Below are 16,317 nucleotides of genomic sequence, written 5' to 3' on the forward strand. Positions count from 1 at the left end.
GGGTTCCCGCCCGCACCGCACGGCGGGTCCGGGCGCATGCCGCGGCCGCCGCCCGCCGTGCGCGCGGGCCGGGAGGACGCGCTTCCGGGTGAACGAGAACTGCCGCACCTTCGAGTGAAGGTGCGGCAGTTGTCGGTTCGTGCCGGTTCGCGTGACCCTAGATGGGCAGCTTGCGGAAGATCGGGCGCGGAACGTGGCGCAGGATCATCATGACGTACCGGAAAGTGCCCGGGGCCCAGACGATTTCCCTACCCTTCTCGGAGGCGGCCACCGCGAGCACGGCCACGTCCTCCTTGTTCACCGTCAGCCCGTTCTCCTTGGCGTGCGCGGAGAGCTTGGTGCGCACCATGCCGGGGCGGATGACCGTGACCCGCGGGCCGAACTTGGCCAGGGCCTCGCCCAGGCCCAGGTAGAAGCCGTCGAGCCCGGCCTTGGTGGAGCCGTAGACGAAGTTGAACCGGCGCACGCGCTCACCGGCGACCGAGGACATGGCCAGGATGCGGCCGTAGCCCTGCGCCTTCATCTTCGCGCCGAGCAGTACGCCGACCGACACCGCCGCGGTGTAGTTGATCTCGACCATGGTGACGGCCTTGCGCTGGTCCTGCCAGAAGACCTCGCCGTCGCCGTCGATGCCGAACGCGACGATGGCCACGTCGACGTCACCGCCGGCCCAGGCCGCGTCGATGACGGCCGGGTGCGAGTCGGTGTCGAGGGCGTCGAAGTCGATGACCTGCACTTCGCTCGCGCCGGCGTCCTTCATCAGGCGCACGGAGTCCTCGCGCAGCGGGTCGCCCGGCAGCGCCGCCAGGATGATGCGGGCCGGCCCCTTCTTCAGGTACTCGGAGACGATCGCGAGACCGATCTCCGACGTACCGCCGAGAAGCAGAATGGACTGCGGATTCCCTACCGCGTTGATCACTGAAGCTCCAGCCTTCGCGCCATATCGGACATGAAAACGCCTGTGGGATCGACACTTCGGCGGATCTTGATCCACTCGTCGATCCGGGGGTACATCTTGTGGAAGGTCTCCGCGGTGGTGCGGGAGTCCTTCGCGGTGTAGAGCCTGCCGCCGAATTCCATGACGCGGCGGTCCAGATCGGTGACGAGCTCGTTGAGGCCCGGTCGAATCGGGAAGTCTACGCAGATGTTCCAGCCCGGCATCGGGAAACTCAACGGTGCCGGATTACCCGCGCCGAACAGCTTGAAAACGTTCAGGGCGGTGTAGTGCCCGGACGCCTGGATATCGATGATGATCTTCTTGAATTCCTCGACCGCCTCGGTCGGCACCACGAACTGGTACTGCAGGAATCCCGCCGGACCGTACGCCCGATTCCACTCCGCGATCATGTCGAGCGGGTGATAGAACTGCGTCAGGTTCTGGATCTTGCCGGTGTAGTTGCCGCCCATGGCGTAATACGCCTCGCCGACCGAACCCAGGGTCAGCTTGTTCGCGGTGAAACTCGGGAAGATGTTCGGCACCGTCAGCAGCTGCGGGGCGTCGAACTTGAGCGGATTGCGCTGCTTCTTCGCGGGCAGCTCGTCCAGCTTGGCCAGCCGGCCGCGAGTGATGCAGGCGCGCCCCAGTTTCGGCGCCGGGTTCATGGCGTCGAACCAGGCGCTCGAGTAGGTGTAGTTGGCTTCGCTGCCGTCGCTGTGCGCGGCGATGGTCTCGTCCAGCGTGGTGGTCTTCACGCCGTCGTTGATGAAGTAGGCCGTCTCCGTGGGCACCATCTCGATGGTGGCGCGCAGGATGATGCCGGTCAGGCCGTTGCCGCCCACGGTCGCCCAGAAGAGCTTGGCGTTCTTCTTCGGGCCGATGGTGGAGACCTTGCCGTCGGCGGTCAGCAGGTCGATGGACCTGACGTGATTGCCGAAAGAACCCTCGCTGTGATGGTTCTTGCCGTGAATATCGGAGGCGATGGCGCCGCCGATGGTGACCTGGCGGGTACCCGGTAGCACCGGCACCCACAGCCCGAACGGCAGCGCCGCCTTCATGAGCTGGTCCAGGCTGACACCGCCGTCCACGTCGACCAGGCGCGAATCGCGGTCGATGCGGTGGATGCGGTTCAGCGCCGGCATATCGATGACGAGCCCGCCCGAGTTCTGCGCGTGGTCGCCGTACGAGCGGCCGAGGCCGCGCGCGATGACGCCGCGGCGCAGGTGCGCGGGCTTGGAGTCGTTGTCCTCCGCGACCATGGCGACCGCCTGGGCGATCAGCTCCGGGTCACTCGTGGAGAGAACTTCCGATGTGGTGGCTGCGGTGCGACCCCATCCGGTCAGGCGACGGGTGCGCGTCGGCAGTTCGAACGAACCGCTCGACGCTGCGTCCGCACCCGCGCTCGCCGAACTGCTGTCGGCGGCGTCCTTGGTGGTGGTCTGAGCTTTCGTGGACATCGGGATAGAGGCTACAGGTATAACCAGTTCGCGGCTCGTGTCCTGCTCCCCTGGCACTACGCTCTGCGATGTGACCGCGGAACCCCACCTGCCCCTGCCGCCCGAGCTGCCCCTGGTCGACGAGCCCGGCGGCACGGACGTCGATCTGAAGACCCAGATCATTCGCTTCGGCGTGACGGGCGGCCTCTCCGCGATCGTCGACTTCGGTCTGTACCTGCTGCTCTGGAATGTCGTCGGCCTGCCGCGTGACATCGCCAAGGCGCTGAGTTTCATCGCCGGCACCACGACGGCCTATCTCATCAACCGCCGCTGGACCTTCCAGGCGCCGCCGAGTCGCAAGCGCTTCGCCGCGGTGATCGCGCTCTACGGCGTGACATTCGCCGCACAGGTCGGGCTCAACGCCCTCGTGATCGAGACGTTCCCCACGCTGAACCTCTCGGCGCTCGGGAACGATCTGAACGTCACCGTGCTGCTGGCCTTCGTCATCGCCCAGGGCACGGCCACGGTGATCAACTTCATCGTGCAGCGCGCGGTGATCTTCAAGATCAACTGATCGGTCACCCGGCGCGCGGTCAGTGATCGACCAGCGCGTCCTGTTCCGCGTCGGCCTTGGCGTGGAAGTAGTCCCCGCCCTTGGCTCGGACGTTGTCGGTGCCCCACTGGCGCGATTCGCGCTGGGCCGGGACCAGGTGCGGAATGTGCTTGCGGCAGTGGATATAGCACTCCTGCACATCCACCACGACCCAGCGCTCGGGGCGGCGGCCGCGATCGTCCGCGGGCAGGCCGGCGACGCAGCGGCGCATGAGGGTGTCGTCGACTATGCGGGCGGTCCCGTTGATGTGCAGGCCGATGAGGTCGTGCACGAAATCGATGAGGAGGATGCCGATGTGCGGGTTCTCCAGCATATTGCCGAGGCTGGCCAGCACCCCGTTGCCGCGATACTCCGGGTAGGCGAGGGTGCCGTCGTCGATGACGTGCAGGAAGCCGGGTTTTCCGGCGCGAAAGCTGTTGTCGCACTCGCCGTGTTTGTCGGCTGTCGCGATGAAGGCCATATCCATCCGGCCGATGAATTCGATCATGGTGGCATTGAGCCGGGTTCGCATCTGATCGGAGTAGAAGCGGTCCGCGCGATCGCGCGTGCCGTAGCGCTCCTGCAGTTCCCGTTCGCCATCGCTGCCGTTTCTGATACCGGGCATCGTGCGCCCCCTTTGGTAGCTGAATACCGGATGGAAGAGGCTCGGCCACGAACAACGGCCACCCGAAACCCTATACGGTTTAACTATATTGGTGTGCCGAATGGCGTGAACCGGCAGAACGGCCCTGGTGGGGCCGGGTAGTCGGAAACCGGGCGAGCCTTCCCGATCGACGATCCTCCCGAATGAAAGCTTCCGCAAGAGTCTTTCGTCTATTTGCTGTCGATGCGCTGAATGTGCGGAATGGGGATTCGCGTGCGTGCACAGCGCGCTATCGGGCGCGTGTGGCCAACCACGCCGGATCCAGCACGGTGACCGCGCCCCGGCTCAGGCGCACCACGCCCTGATCCTCGAGTTCGCGCAGCACCTTGTTGGCGGTGGCCCGGGTGGTGCCCGCCATCGACGCCAGGTCCTCCTGGGTCAGGTTGATCAGCGCGGGAGTGCCGGCGCCGTCGGCGTACACCCGGGCCAGGTGCGCCAGCCGCCGCAGCACCCTGGTCTCCACCGGCAGGTAGAGCGCCTCCAGCACCGAGGCGGACAGCCGGCGGACCTGGGCGGCGAGCGAGGTGGTCAGGAACCGCTCCACCTGCGGATGCTGCAGGCGCAGCCGCTCCAATTGCGACCGATTCAGGGTCAGGGTGGTGGCGTCGGTGACGGCCACGATGGTGGCGGTGCGCCGGGCGTCCGGGCTCAGCAGCGCCTGCTCGCCGAACATGTCGCCGGGACCGAGAATGGTCAGGGTGGCGGTGTGACCGAGCGGGGTGGTCACGCGCACGACCAGCCGCCCGCCGGTGATCAGGTGCACGCAATCGCCGGGATCGCCTTCGTGACAGACGATGTCGCGCCGGCGGAACCTGCGCGGCGTGCAGGCCGCGATGAACTCGCGCCGCTCGACCGGTGAGAGACCCTCCAGCAGTGGGAATTCCATCACCATCGCGACCGCCTCGGCCGAACAGCCCGCGCGGGCACGGTATTCATCGCAGTCCTTCCAGCCGGAACGCCGTCACCGGCAGACTCTTACCTTTGATGTCGAAATCTCCCAGGCAGTGCACCCGCGCGGCGGCGCCGAGGCGCTCGCGGGTCAGCGGGCCGACCACCACGGTGCCGGGCTCGGCCAAACCCTCCAGGCGCGCGGCGAGATTGGTGGTGTCGCCGATAGCGGTGAAGTTGCGCATCTCGCGCGCACCCACATTCCCGACGATGGCCGGGCCGGTGTTCACCCCGACCCGGAACATCGGCCAGGCCGCACCCGCGCCGGCCGGGCCGCGGCCGTTCGCGCCCTCGGTGCTCTCGCGCACCGCCGCGGTCGCCCGCTGCAGCGCCAGGCCGGCCCGCGCCGCGCGCAGCGCGTGATCGTGCTGGCGCACCGGCGCGTTGAAGATGGCCATCACCGCGTCGCCCACGAACTGCACCACGGTGCCGCCCTCGGCGAGGATCTCCGGCACGATCGCGCCGTAGTAGGTGTTGAGCATGCGCATGACCCGCACCGGCCCGGCCTGTTCGGCGAACGGGGTGTACCCGCGCAGATCCGCCATCAGCACGCTGACCTCGTGTACCTCTCCGCCCAGCCCGGCCTGCGCGGGATCGGCGATCAGCGCGGTCGCCACCTGCGGCGACATGTAGGACCGGAACAGCCCGTCCAGCTGCTGGTAGAGCCGGGCGTTCTCCAGCGTCACCGAGGTCTGGCTGGCGAACGAGCGCGCCACCGCGTGCTCGGCGGGGCCGAGCTGCCCGGGCTCGCCGTTCCCCGCGCGCGTCAGTTCCAGCACACCGGACCGAATTCCCTTGACCGTCAACGGGAAGACGAACGCGGCGGGGTTCGGCGGCCGACCGTCGTCGAAGTACAGCCTGCCCTGACGCTGCACGCCGATGCGCACCCGATCCCGATCGAAGGCGACGTTGGCCAGCCGCTGGATCTCCGCCAGCAGTTCGAGCTCACCGCGAATCACGGTGGCGCGCTCGCCGACAGCGACCAGCGCGCCCAGTCGCCGCACCTGTTCGCGCTCGTCACCGACCGCCCGTGCGCTCTGCTGCAACACCGCCACCTGGCGTTCGGTGAGCCCGAATCGCCGGGAAAGCTGTTGTCCCACAACGCCCAGCGGCTCGTCGGGCCGGACGCCGCCGGTGGCGCGCTGATCCAGCGCGAGCACCATCTCCTCCAGCGCCCGCGCGTAATCGCGCTGGATGGCCGCGACCGTGCTGCGCTGGGTCACGCTGTCGAACAGTCCGCGCGCGGAACCCTCCCGCCGGAACGCGCGATGCGCGCTGACCGCGATGAGCAGGAACGCGACCCCGAGCAGGACGTGCCATTCCCACCAGGTCACCCGCCAGCTGCGCCCGAAGCCGACCGCGAACATCGCCTCGGCCAGCAGGACGAAAGCCGTGAGCACACTGAGCAATACGGTGCTGCGATTGCGCAGGTACATGTAGGCGTAGGCGCCCGCGGCCACCAGATAGCAGGCCCCGCCCAGGAAGGCCGCCGCCACCAGCGGCCCCTGCACCTCGTCCGGGCTCGGATGCGCGTCGAAGGGCGGCACCCGGGTCAGCGACAGCAGCGCCCACACGCCCATGAGCGTGAGCGGCAGGGCCGCGAGCACGTCGATGAAGCGGTGCGCCCAGGCCGTCGGGCCGTACTCGGCCACCGAGGCCAGCGCCGCCACCCCGCCGAGCATGAGCCCCACCGGCACCGCGCCGGTGAATCCCACGTTCGATTCGGTCAGGATGATGCCCGGGGTGGCGAGCGCGTGCAGGCCCAGGAAGCCCGAATTGAGTTGGAACACCAGCGAAACCAGGATCAGGCGCATGTCGCGGCGGGCGCGGGCGGCCCGCAGCAGCAGCACGCCCAGCGCCAGCGAGAGCACCGCCGCGCCCAGGATCAGCCAGAAGTGCACCCCGCCGTGCATGTACTCGTGGTCCAGGTGCGGATTGGCCACCAGCAGCCACAGTCCGGCGGCGGGCAGCGCGACGTGCACGAGCCACAGCAGTATTCGGAGGTAGGACATCGGTTCGGCGCCCGTGTCACGCCGGGGTGATCGTCACCGGGACGCCGTTGAACACGGCGTTCCCGGACGGTGCGTCCACGAGCGAATCATCGGTCAGCACATTGGCGTTCACGCCCGCGTGTTCGCGGGCGACCGTCTGCGCGCTGCCGGCGTGCCCCCACCCGTGCGGCAGGCTGACGACCCCCGGCATGATGTCCCCGGTCGGTTCCAGGTCCACCGTGACCGCGCCCGCCGCGGACTTCACCACCGCCTTGTCGGCCAGCCCGAGCCGGGCCACATCCTCCGGATGTATGTGCAGCGTGCACCGGTTCGACCCGCCCACCAGCGGCGGCACGTTGTGCAGCCAGCTGTTGTTGGACCGCAGCTGCCGCCGCCCGACCAGCACCATGGCAGGCGCGGGGTCCGCCAGCCGCGCCCGCAACCGCTCCACGTCCGCGAGCAGCGCCTCCGGCGCGAGCTCGACCTGCCGCGTCGCGGTAAGCAGCAGCCCCGGCAGCCGCGGCCGCAACGCCCCGAGGTCGATCCCGTGCGGGTTGTCCAGCAGCACTTGCAGGTTCAGGTCGGTACGCGGAACCCCGCCGCCCCCCACGCTCCCCGCGTCCACATCGGACGAGGCCCGCCCTTCGCCCGCACCGGGATCGGCGGCCCTGAGGTTCCCCGGGCCCGATTCGAGTCCCGTCGACGCGTCGAATCCCGCTGCGGGATAGGAGTTCGCGCCGTCTGCGGTAGGCGTCGCGGCAGGGGTTGCCACCGCTCCACTGTTCGCGGCCGGATCGGCAGGCGCCCCCTCATTCTCGCGCGACGATGTCCACGCTTCGGCCGCTGCGGGGTCGGTGGCCGGTTCTGATCCGGTCGACGCGCCGAATCCCGCTGCGGGGTGGGAGTTCGCGCCTTCTTCGGTGTTTGTCGCGGGTGCGACCGAATCGGTCCGCGCTGCGGTGTGTGCGTCGGAAGCTGCTGGGGAGGAGGCGTTTCGGGCCGGTTCGCCGGGCACAGGCGTCGTCGCCGACCGCTCATGGGTCCACTCGCCGTACGGGCCGAGTTTCAGCATCAGGTCCACGCGCTGCTCGGTGGTGTTGTCGCCCAGCAGGTCCGCGCGGCGGTCGGCCAGGCCCGCCTTGTGCAGGGTGCCCGCGATGACTATCTCGTCGACCGTGGCCAGGGGATCCATGCCGGGGGCGAGCTCCTGGCCGGTGACGGCCAGGGCCAGGCGGGCCATCACCTCGGCCTCGGAGGGCTCGCCGGCCAGCGGGACCAGGGGGCGGGAGTAGCGGGCGTAGTTGCGGACCGCGAACTGCAGCAGGGCGAAGTCGTAGTGGGGGGACTGGGTGATGCGGGGCGGGGGCAGGATCACGTCCGCGTGGCGGGTGGTCTCGTTGAGGTACCTGTCCACGCTGACCATGAAGTCGAGTCCCGCGAAGGCCTCGTCCAGGCGCGCGCTGCTCGGCGCCGACAGCACCGGATTCCCGGCGACGGTCACCATGGCGCGAATCTGTCCGGTGCCGGGGGTGAGGATCTCGTCGGCCAGCGTCGCCACCGGCAGCTCGCCCATGGCCTCGGGCAGGCCGCGGACCCGGCTGTTCCAGCGCCCGAGCCGGAACGGGCGGGTGCGCACGATGCCCAGCGCCGCGCCCTCCGCGAACATGACGCCGCCCGGGGAGTCCAGGTTCCCGGTGAGCACGTTCACCACGTCCACCAGCCACTGGGTGAGGGTGCCGAACTCCGCCGTGCAGGTGCCGATCCGCGCGTAGACGGCCGCGGTCGGCGCCGCCGCCAGCTCGCGCGCGAGCCGCGGCACGGTCTCGGCGGGCACGCCGGTGCGCTCGGCCACCACCTCGGGGGTGAAAGGCTCGGCGGCCGTGCGCACTTCGTCCAGGCCGCGGACCCCGACGCGCACGGTGGTCAACCCCTCGGCGAACAGCGCGCGCACGATCCCGAACAGCAGGTACGCGTCACTTCCGGGCCGCACGAACAGATGCTCGTCGGCCAGCTTGGCGGTGCGGGTGCGGCGCGGATCCACCACCACCAGGCGGCCGCCGCGCTTGCGCAGCGCCTTGAGCCGCCCCGGGAAATCCGGTGCCGTGCACAGGGATCCGTTCGACTCCAGCGGATTCGCGCCGAGCATCAGGAGGTAGTCGGTGCGATCCAGGTCCGGCACCGCCACCGTCAGCGGATCGCCGTACATCAGTCCGCTGGCCACCTGCTTGGGCATCTGGTCGGCGGTGCTGGCGGAGAACAGATTGCGGGTGGCCAGCGCCCGGATGAGCAGCGGCACGTAGAGCGCCCCGGCGACGGTGTGCGCGTTGGGATTTCCCAGGTACAGCCCGAGCGCCTGATTGCCGTGCTCGGCGGCGATCGGCGGGAGCCGATCGGCGATCACCCCGAAGGCCTCGTCCCAGCTCACCGCGCGCCAGCGGTTGGTCGCCCGGTCCCGCAGCATCGGCGCGGTCAGGCGCTCGGGGTCCTCGTCCAGCTGCCCGAGGCTGGCGCCCTTGGGGCAGATGAAGCCGCGACTGAACGGATCGGCCTGATCACCGCGCACGGCGGTGACGTGATCGGCGGCGTCCAGGGTGATCTCGAGCCCGCACACGGCCTCGCAGAGCGGGCAGGTGCGAAGGAGGGTCCGCGGGGCGTCGGCCCCCGGGGGCGTCGTTGTCCGCGAGCTGTTCGTGACGGGGGTCATACCTCATCATCGCGCGGGAACCCGGGAGGCGAAACAGGAGCGAGCAGACTCACCCGCACCGCGGCCCGAGTCCGTTGTGTCGGATTCCCGACAGAGGCGGCGTATGCGCGCGGACAGACTTTCCGCCCGGTCCCCGCCAGGCTCGGGACATGCGGTTTCTCGATCGGGCACAGGCCCTGGACGCGCTGCGCCGGGCGTACGACGAGGTGGCGGCGGGCGCCGGTTCGGTGGTCGCGCTGACCATCGGCGGTGAGCCGGGCCTGTTCGTGCGCATGCCCGACTCCCCGGCGGACGGGCTGGCGGCTGTCCCGCCCGAGGTCGCGGCGGTGGTGCAGCCCGATGTGCGCGGCGCGGTGCCCGCCGACCTCGCGGTGCTGCTGCCGGACCAACCCGCCGAAAACGCCGCGGCCGAGCCGCCGGCGGTCTACCGCCTGTCCGCCCGGCAGCGCGACGTGGCCGATCTGCTGTGCGCGGGCCTGACCAATGCCGAGATCGCCGACTCCCTGGTGCTGTCGGTGCGGACCGTCGATCACCACGTGTCGGCGATCCTGCGCAAACTCGGCGTGCGCAATCGCCGCGCGGCCCGCACGGCGGTGCTGGAGCAATTGCTGCTGCGCCAGGGCGGTCACCCCGGCGGCCCCAGGGCGAACCCGGTGCAGCACGGCGGCCGCGGGTCCCGCGCATTGCGCAGCGCGTGAACGACATTCCGGAGTGTCCGGCCGATTTCGCCGCTGACCGCACCGATTATCGGTAGCCTGAGCACATAACAGCAGCACCCGGGACGAAAGTCCCGGGTGCTGTCGTGTTTTCACATCCGTGCCCCGAATACGCCAAAAACCGCGGGTGCCGGGGTGCACTCGCGGTTCGTGGCTGTGGAACTACAGCTGACCGGTCTCAGGAAGCGATACGGGACACCTGCGGCTTGACGCCTTTGGTGGCGGCGCGCACGCCCGCCCCGATGGCGACGACGGGCGGCACCCAGCGAGCCTCGTGCGGGGCCACGCCCCAGCAGGCCGAGCCGTCGAAGAGCTGGGTGGGCGGCAGCGGGATGCCGGCGCCGTCGGTGTGCACGATCGCACCCGCCGCGCGCAGCGCCTCGATGGCCGCGGTGGCCTTGCGGAGGCCGGTGACCAGGTGGATCTCGCGGCGCTCGGGCCCCGGGATCTCGATGATCGGGCCGGTCAGGTCATTGGCCCGCAGGAAGCGGCGCACGAATGCGGCCGTCTCTCCCGTGAGCTCGATGCCCGACAGATTCTCGTCGGTGACCAGGCTGATGCCGTTGGCCGTCTCGGCAACCGTCCAGCCGCGCTGCGTGTATTCCTGCGCAGAAGCGGCCAGTGCTGCCGCCATAACGGAAGACGAAAACGTCGTACGCACTGGTTTCTCCATTCCCCGGTAGATCTACGTCCTGCTCTGTGCGACGTATCGCAACCAGACGTCCGAACCGTTACACGTTCTTTTCTCTCCGAGTTCGGTTGTGCCCGTCGAAGCGGCACTTTGCGGGGATTTTGGCGCCGAAGTGTCCGTGTCCCAGTTGGGACGAAACCGTGATTGCGGGCCGCTGCCAGCAGTTATGCCGTCAAGGCCGCTGGCGGCCCCGTGCCCCGATTCGCCCGCGTCATTCGGGGAAGTGTTCTAGAACACATCGTGTCGGTCGGCCGCCGGGGTGCGACACCGGCGACACTTCCCGTGACCGAAATGGTCTGGGGGAGAGAGGATCGTCGTCATGACCGACCAATCGAACACGAGCGCAGCCGAACTCGAGGAGTTCGACGAGGAAGAGTTCGAGGTCGGCCGCTGGGCGGCCTTCAAGGAAACCGCTGCCCGGCGCATGTCCAGGCGCGCGGCGGCCGAGGCGGAGCAGGCCGAAGAGCCCGTCGAACCCTTCGCCAGCCCAAGCGCTTTCGGCGCGTGGAGCGTCGCGGCGGCCAAGAGTCTGCTGGACGTGCAGTTCCAGCACGCCGCCACCCGCACGCTGCTGCCGCTGGCGTACCTGCTCGGCCTGGCCGCCGCGGTAGCTATCCCCATCGTGGGAACCGTAGGGCTGTGGCGCATTTCGACCTGGCTCGGACTCGTGTTCGCGCTGGTGTTCGCGGTGCCGCTGGGCCTGACCATCGCCGCGGTGGTGCGCCTGCTGCTGGAGTTCGTGCTGAACGCCTCGCGCCTCGCCGCTCGCGTGGAACAGATCTCGGACATGGCGGACGACCTGTTCCAGGCGCTTTCCGATGTGGCCGAACCGGTCAATCAGCTCTCGGAAGACGTTCGCGCCGTGCAGTTCTGGCGCTATCGACGCCGTTCGCCCCGTAAATAATTGTGCGACAATTTCCCTCGCATGACTCGTAAGGGGGAGGGATGGCACTACCACAGGGGATCACCGGCTCGACCATGCCGCGGAGGCAACTCGGGCGGCAGCTGCGTGACCTGCGCAATCGCGCGCGGATGACCACGAGGGTGGCGGCACAGCGGCTGGAATGGTCCGAGGCGAAGATCTGGCGGATCGAAACCGGCCAGACCTCGCTGCGCAGTTTGGACGTCGAAGCGATGTGCCGGATCTACGGCGCTCCGGAGGACGCCATCTCGCCGTTGACCGCCTTGGCCCGGGAAACCAAGGCGCGCGGCTGGTGGACCGAGTACGGCGATGTGATCGACGAGGGGTACGAGGTCTACATCGGCCTCGAGGAGGCCGCCGGTCGCCTCACCACCTATGAGAACGAGCTGGTGCCGGGCCTGCTGCAGACCGAGGCCTATATGCGCGCGGTGCTGGCCGCTGCCTATCCGGGCATCTCGGCCGAGCAGATGGATCGGCGGGTGCGGGTCCGCGCGGCCCGCCAGGCGCTGCTCACCCGCGCCGAGGCGCCGCTGCGGCTGGACGTGGTGATCTCCGAGGCGGTGCTCTGGCACCGCATCGGCGGCGACGAGGTGACCGCGGGCCAGCTGGACCGGCTGCGCAAACTCGGCGAGCTGCCGAATGTGCGCCTGCGCCTGCTGCCCGCGGACTGCGGCTACCACTTCGGCATGGACGCGGGGCGCTTCGTGCTCCTCGAATTCCCCGCCGCCGCAAACGAAGCCAACGAACCACCGGTGGTCTACGTGGAATCGCTGACCGGATCGTCCTACCTGGACAAGGAGCCCGACGTGGAGCGCTACCGCGAGGCGTTCGCCTCGGTGGCGGCCATCGCGGTGGACGCGCTTCCGCTCATCGACACCCTGCGCGCGGGCTGAACACGCGGCCGCCGCGGCATCGGCCGCGGCGGATCGCGTCGCGGGTATCGACTGCGGCGTAGCGGGTATCGGCTCCAGCGCCGCGCCTGTCGGCTACGGCGTTGCGCGCCATCACATATCGCGTAGCGACTGCTCCAGCACCGCCCGGTGGGTCGGCGCGGCCTCGCCGTGCACTTCCCGGCCCTTGTCGGTGAGGCAGACGAAGATCGCCCGCCGGTCCTGCGTGCACAGGGTGCGCGCGACCAGGCCGTCGCGTTCCAGGCGCGCCACCGCGCGCGAGAGCGCGCTCTGGCTCAGGTGGATGTCGCCGGCCAGATCACTCATCTTGTAACTCTCCCCGCCCGCGTCGATGAGACGGTCGAGGGTTTCGAATTCGCTGAGCCCGATCCGATGCCTGCCCTGCAGCTCCTTTTCCAGGGCGCAGGAGGTCGTCGCGTGCCGGGCCAGCAGATCACGCCACTCGGAGACGAGACCGCTGGTGGCGGCCTGTTCGACCGGCAATGTCGACTTCGGCATGCGCCCGATCCTAGTCCTCGGCCCATAATCATGCAACCGCATTTAATGTTTGGACAACTAATGCGTGCGCATGTAATGTCACCGCTCGTGACTTCCACAGACATCCGCTCCGCAGTGAGCACCGCAGCGGCAGAGACCCAGCAGTGGCCGATTCGGCTGTGGGGCATGCTCATCACCCTCTGCATCGTGCTGTTCCTGGACGGCCTCGACGTCTCGATGATCGGCGTCGCGCTGCCGTCCATCGGCTCGGAACTGGGCCTCGAGACCTCGACCCTGCAGTGGCTCGTCTCCGGTTACGTCCTGGGCTACGGCGGCCTGCTGCTGCTCGGCGGGCGCACCGCCGACCTGCTGGGACGCCGGAAGGTCTTCCTCATCGCGCTGGCGGTCTTCGCCGTCGCGTCCCTGGCGGGCGGGCTGGTCAGCTCCGGTCCGCTGCTGATCCTGACCCGTTTCATCAAGGGCCTGGCCGCCGCGTTCACCGCGCCCACCGGCCTGTCCATCATCACCACGACCTTCGCCGAGGGCCCGGCCCGCAACAAGGCGCTGTCCATCTACACCGTGTTCGGCGCGGGCGGGTACTCCATGGGCCTGCTGTTCGGCGGCCTGATGACCGGCTTCGGCTGGCGCTGGACCTTCCTGCTCCCGGTGCCGATCGCCCTCGCCGCCTTGGTTGCCGCGTTCTACCTGGTGCCCAAGGACAAGCCCGCCGACGAAGGCGGTCACGATCTGTTCGGCGCGCTGCTGTCCACCGCGGGCATGCTGCTGCTGGTCTACACCGTGGTCTCCGCACCCGAGGCCGGCTGGCTCTCGGCGCGCACGGTGCTGTCCTTCCTCGCCGCCGTCGCCCTGTTCGCCGGTTTCGTCGCGGTCGAGAAGCGGGTGCGCTACCCGCTGGTGCGGCTCGGCATCCTGCGCAAGCCCACCCTGTGGCGGGCCAGCCTGGCCATCATCGCCGTGGCCGGATCCTTCTTCAGCTGGCAGTTCATCACCACCCTGTACCTGCAGGACACCCTCGGCTGGACCCCGCTGCACCTGTCGCTGGCGCTGCTGCCGGTCGGCATCCTGGTGGTCTCCTCCGCGTTCGTCTCGGACAAGCTGGTCGACCGCTTCGGCACCGGCCCGATCATCGCGGTGACGCTGACGGTCATGGCCATCGGCTACCTGATGTACCTGCGCCTGGACACCGCGCCGGGCTACCTGACGGTGCTGCTGCCCGCCATCCTGCTGATCGGCATCGGCTGGGTCGGTTTCCCCGCCATCAACATTCAGGCCACCAGCGGCATCGACGACGACGAGCAGGGGCTGGCCGCCGGCGTGCTGCAGACCGCCATGCAGGTCGGTGCGGCCATCGTGCTCGCGGTGACCACCGCGATCATCTCCTCCGGCGCGGTGCACGGCCCGGACGCCGATCCCGCCGCGGTGCTCGACAACTACCTGCCGGGCCTCCAGTTCGCCGCAGGGGTGGCGATCGTCGGCGCGCTGGTCGCGCTCACGGTCTACCTGCCCGGGACGCGGGCTCGGCTCGCCGCGCAGCAGGAGAGCAAGAACCTGGAGGTCGAGCTGGTTTCCTGAGCTCGGCACACCGAAAGCGCCGGGGCGCACCGTGATCACACGGTGCGCCCCGGCTGCGTCGTACGGGCCGGGCGGTCGCGCCGGGCCGGTGCGGTCAGCGCGGCATGTCGGCGAAGCGCGGCGCGGCCGCGTCCTTGGGCGAGCGCACGAAGGTCAGCGGCTCGCCGTCCCGGCCCACGCTCGGCCATTCGATGCCCAGATCCGGGTCGAAAGCGTCCATGTCCCGGTCGAATTCGGGGGAGTACTCGAGCGAGCACAGGTAGATGACCGTGGAGTCGTCCGCGAGGGAGAGCAGCGCGTGCCCGAGCCCCTCGGCCAGGTACACCGACTTGCGCTCCACATCGTCGATGATCACGCTGTCCCACCGCCCGAAGGTCGGCGATCCGGGCCGCAGGTCCACCACCACGTCCAGGAACGCGCCGCGCGTACAGGTCACGTATTTGGCCTGCCCGGGCGGGGTTTCGGTGTAGTGGATGCCGCGCAGCACGCCCGCCGCCGAGGTCGAGGTGTTGACCTGGAGCAGCTCGAAGGGCCGGCCCACCGCCTTCTCGAACTCCGAGGCCTTGAACGCCTCGGCGAAGACTCCGCGCTCGTCGCCGTGCAGGGCGGGGGTGAACTCCCACGCCCCGGGCACCGAGAGTTCCCGAATGCGCATGTTCACTCGTCCTGTCGCTTGTCGAATCCGGCGTGATCGCGGCCCATGGCCAGCAGGTTCAGCAGGTACGCACCGTAACCCGAGCGCACCATCGGTTCGGCGACGGCGCGCAGCTGCTCGTCGTCGATGTAGTTCAGCCGCCACGCCACCTCCTCCGGGACGCCGATCTTGAGGCCCTGGCGCTCCTCGATGGTGCGCACGTAGTTCGCGGCGTCGAGCAGCGAGTCGAAGGTGCCGGTGTCCAGCCACGCCGTGCCGCGGCGCAGCAGATCCACCTGGAGCCTGCCCTGTTCCAGGTATGCCCGGTTGATGTCGGTTATCTCGTATTCGCCGCGGTCGGACGGTTTCAGGTCGCGCGCGATCTCGATGACGTCGTTGTCGTAGAAGTACAGTCCCGGGATCGCGTAGTTCGAGCGCGGGTGCTTGGGCTTCTCCTCGATGGAAATGGCCTTGCCGTCGGCGAATTCGACCACGCCGTAGGCGGTGGGGTCCGAGACCCGGTAGGCGAAGACCGCGCCGCCGTCCAGCCGCGCGAAGCGGCCCAGGCTGGTGCCCAGGCCGGGGCCGTGGAAGATGTTGTCGCCCAGCACGAGTGCGGCGGGTTCGGTGCCGATATGGTCCGCGCCGAGCACGAATGCCCGGGCCAGGCCGTCCGGTTCGGGCTGTACGACGTAGGTGAGCGAGACGCCGAACTGGCTGCCGTCTCCCAGGAGCCGGGTGAAGGCCGCGGCGTCCTCGGGGGTGGTGATGACCAGGATGTCCCGGATGCCCGCCAGCATGAGGGTCGACAGTGGGTAGTACACCATCGGTTTGTCGTAGACGGGGACCAGTTGTTTGCTCACCCCACGCGTGATCGGGTGCAAACGCGACCCGGTGCCGCCCGCCAGGATGATTCCACGCATGTCACAGCAGTCTGCCAGTTGGGTCGCGCACGGGTGCGGGGAGGTACGGCCCGATTCCGGCTGGACGGCGATTCGATCACACGCGTTTACCTTCATGCGGATCTGTCGATAACTGTTGCGTAGGTCACGTTCCCGTGGTGTTCTGAAACAGCACTATGTGAGATGTCAGCGCTGACTC

15 protein-coding genes are annotated in these 16,317 nt (G+C 69.1%); 5 read left to right on the forward strand and 10 right to left on the reverse strand.

Going from position 1 to position 16,317, the window contains the following annotated elements; translation table 11 throughout:
- Positions 1-157: 157 nt before the first annotated feature.
- Positions 158-919: a decaprenylphospho-beta-D-erythro-pentofuranosid-2-ulose 2-reductase gene (locus ACFVBH_RS33690; protein ID WP_354986495.1), complete on the reverse strand. Its 762-nt coding sequence runs from the start codon at positions 917-919 to the stop codon at positions 158-160.
- Entirely contained in the window at positions 916-2,394 is a 1,479-nt protein-coding gene (locus tag ACFVBH_RS33695) for an FAD-binding protein (protein WP_379007991.1), read from the reverse strand. The genes ACFVBH_RS33690 and ACFVBH_RS33695 overlap by 4 nt, the downstream gene beginning before the upstream one ends.
- 70 nt (positions 2,395-2,464) lie before the next feature.
- Here ACFVBH_RS33695 and ACFVBH_RS33700 point away from each other — a divergent pair, with 70 nt between their 5' ends.
- Positions 2,465-2,947, forward strand: a complete 483-nt coding sequence (locus ACFVBH_RS33700; RefSeq protein WP_354986496.1) for a GtrA family protein — start codon at positions 2,465-2,467, stop codon at positions 2,945-2,947.
- Positions 2,948-2,966: 19 nt separating this feature from the next.
- On the opposite strand, the gene ACFVBH_RS33705 is transcribed toward ACFVBH_RS33700, so the two are convergent.
- The 4 genes from ACFVBH_RS33705 to ACFVBH_RS33720 form a co-directional block, all read right to left on the reverse strand.
- Positions 2,967-3,590: a pyridoxamine 5'-phosphate oxidase family protein gene (locus ACFVBH_RS33705; protein ID WP_354986497.1), complete on the reverse strand. Its 624-nt coding sequence runs from the start codon at positions 3,588-3,590 to the stop codon at positions 2,967-2,969.
- Positions 3,591-3,858: 268 nt separating this feature from the next.
- Positions 3,859-4,521 (reverse strand): Crp/Fnr family transcriptional regulator, encoded by a 663-nt coding sequence (locus ACFVBH_RS33710; RefSeq protein WP_379007993.1) that lies wholly within the window; start codon positions 4,519-4,521, stop codon positions 3,859-3,861.
- Positions 4,522-4,561: 40 nt separating this feature from the next.
- On the reverse strand, positions 4,562-6,589 hold the full coding sequence (locus tag ACFVBH_RS33715) for an adenylate/guanylate cyclase domain-containing protein (RefSeq protein ID WP_379007995.1): 2,028 nt from the start codon (positions 6,587-6,589) through the stop codon (positions 4,562-4,564).
- 16 nt (positions 6,590-6,605) lie between these two features.
- Positions 6,606-9,272 carry a molybdopterin-dependent oxidoreductase gene (locus tag ACFVBH_RS33720; protein WP_379007997.1) on the reverse strand — a complete coding sequence of 889 codons (2,667 nt, stop codon included), beginning with the start codon at positions 9,270-9,272 and terminating at the stop codon, positions 6,606-6,608.
- Between the two features lie 149 nt (positions 9,273-9,421).
- Here ACFVBH_RS33720 and ACFVBH_RS33725 point away from each other — a divergent pair, with 149 nt between their 5' ends.
- Entirely contained in the window at positions 9,422-9,970 is a 549-nt protein-coding gene (locus ACFVBH_RS33725; protein ID WP_379007999.1) for a LuxR C-terminal-related transcriptional regulator, read from the forward strand.
- 196 nt (positions 9,971-10,166) lie between these two features.
- Here the strand turns inward: ACFVBH_RS33725 and ACFVBH_RS33730 are convergent, their stop codons facing one another.
- On the reverse strand, positions 10,167-10,622 hold the full coding sequence (locus tag ACFVBH_RS33730; RefSeq protein WP_379008003.1) for a hypothetical protein: 456 nt from the start codon (positions 10,620-10,622) through the stop codon (positions 10,167-10,169).
- 376 nt (positions 10,623-10,998) lie between these two features.
- Here ACFVBH_RS33730 and ACFVBH_RS33735 point away from each other — a divergent pair, with 376 nt between their 5' ends.
- Positions 10,999-11,583 carry a DUF4282 domain-containing protein gene (locus ACFVBH_RS33735; RefSeq protein ID WP_379008006.1) on the forward strand — a complete coding sequence of 195 codons (585 nt, stop codon included), beginning with the start codon at positions 10,999-11,001 and terminating at the stop codon, positions 11,581-11,583.
- Between the two features lie 41 nt (positions 11,584-11,624).
- Positions 11,625-12,494, forward strand: coding sequence for a helix-turn-helix transcriptional regulator (locus ACFVBH_RS33740; RefSeq protein ID WP_354986504.1), 870 nt, complete (start codon positions 11,625-11,627; stop codon positions 12,492-12,494).
- 111 nt (positions 12,495-12,605) lie between these two features.
- On the opposite strand, the gene ACFVBH_RS33745 is transcribed toward ACFVBH_RS33740, so the two are convergent.
- Positions 12,606-13,010 carry a MarR family transcriptional regulator gene (locus ACFVBH_RS33745; protein WP_354986505.1) on the reverse strand — a complete coding sequence of 135 codons (405 nt, stop codon included), beginning with the start codon at positions 13,008-13,010 and terminating at the stop codon, positions 12,606-12,608.
- Between the two features lie 165 nt (positions 13,011-13,175).
- On the opposite strand from ACFVBH_RS33745, the gene ACFVBH_RS33750 reads away from it, so the two are divergent.
- Positions 13,176-14,582 carry an MFS transporter gene (locus ACFVBH_RS33750; protein ID WP_379008719.1) on the forward strand — a complete coding sequence of 469 codons (1,407 nt, stop codon included), beginning with the start codon at positions 13,176-13,178 and terminating at the stop codon, positions 14,580-14,582.
- Between the two features lie 94 nt (positions 14,583-14,676).
- On the opposite strand, the gene ACFVBH_RS33755 is transcribed toward ACFVBH_RS33750, so the two are convergent.
- Both ACFVBH_RS33755 and rfbA read right to left on the reverse strand, forming a co-directional pair.
- Positions 14,677-15,237 (reverse strand): dTDP-4-dehydrorhamnose 3,5-epimerase family protein, encoded by a 561-nt coding sequence (locus ACFVBH_RS33755; protein WP_354986507.1) that lies wholly within the window; start codon positions 15,235-15,237, stop codon positions 14,677-14,679.
- Positions 15,238-15,239: 2 nt separating this feature from the next.
- Positions 15,240-16,139 carry a glucose-1-phosphate thymidylyltransferase RfbA gene (gene rfbA / locus ACFVBH_RS33760; protein WP_379008011.1) on the reverse strand — a complete coding sequence of 300 codons (900 nt, stop codon included), beginning with the start codon at positions 16,137-16,139 and terminating at the stop codon, positions 15,240-15,242.
- Positions 16,140-16,317: the final 178 nt, after the last annotated feature.

Origin of the sequence: Nocardia sp. NPDC057668, assembly GCF_042799795.1 — a bacterium.
In the GTDB taxonomy this organism is placed as follows: Bacteria; Actinomycetota; Actinomycetes; order Mycobacteriales; family Mycobacteriaceae; genus Nocardia.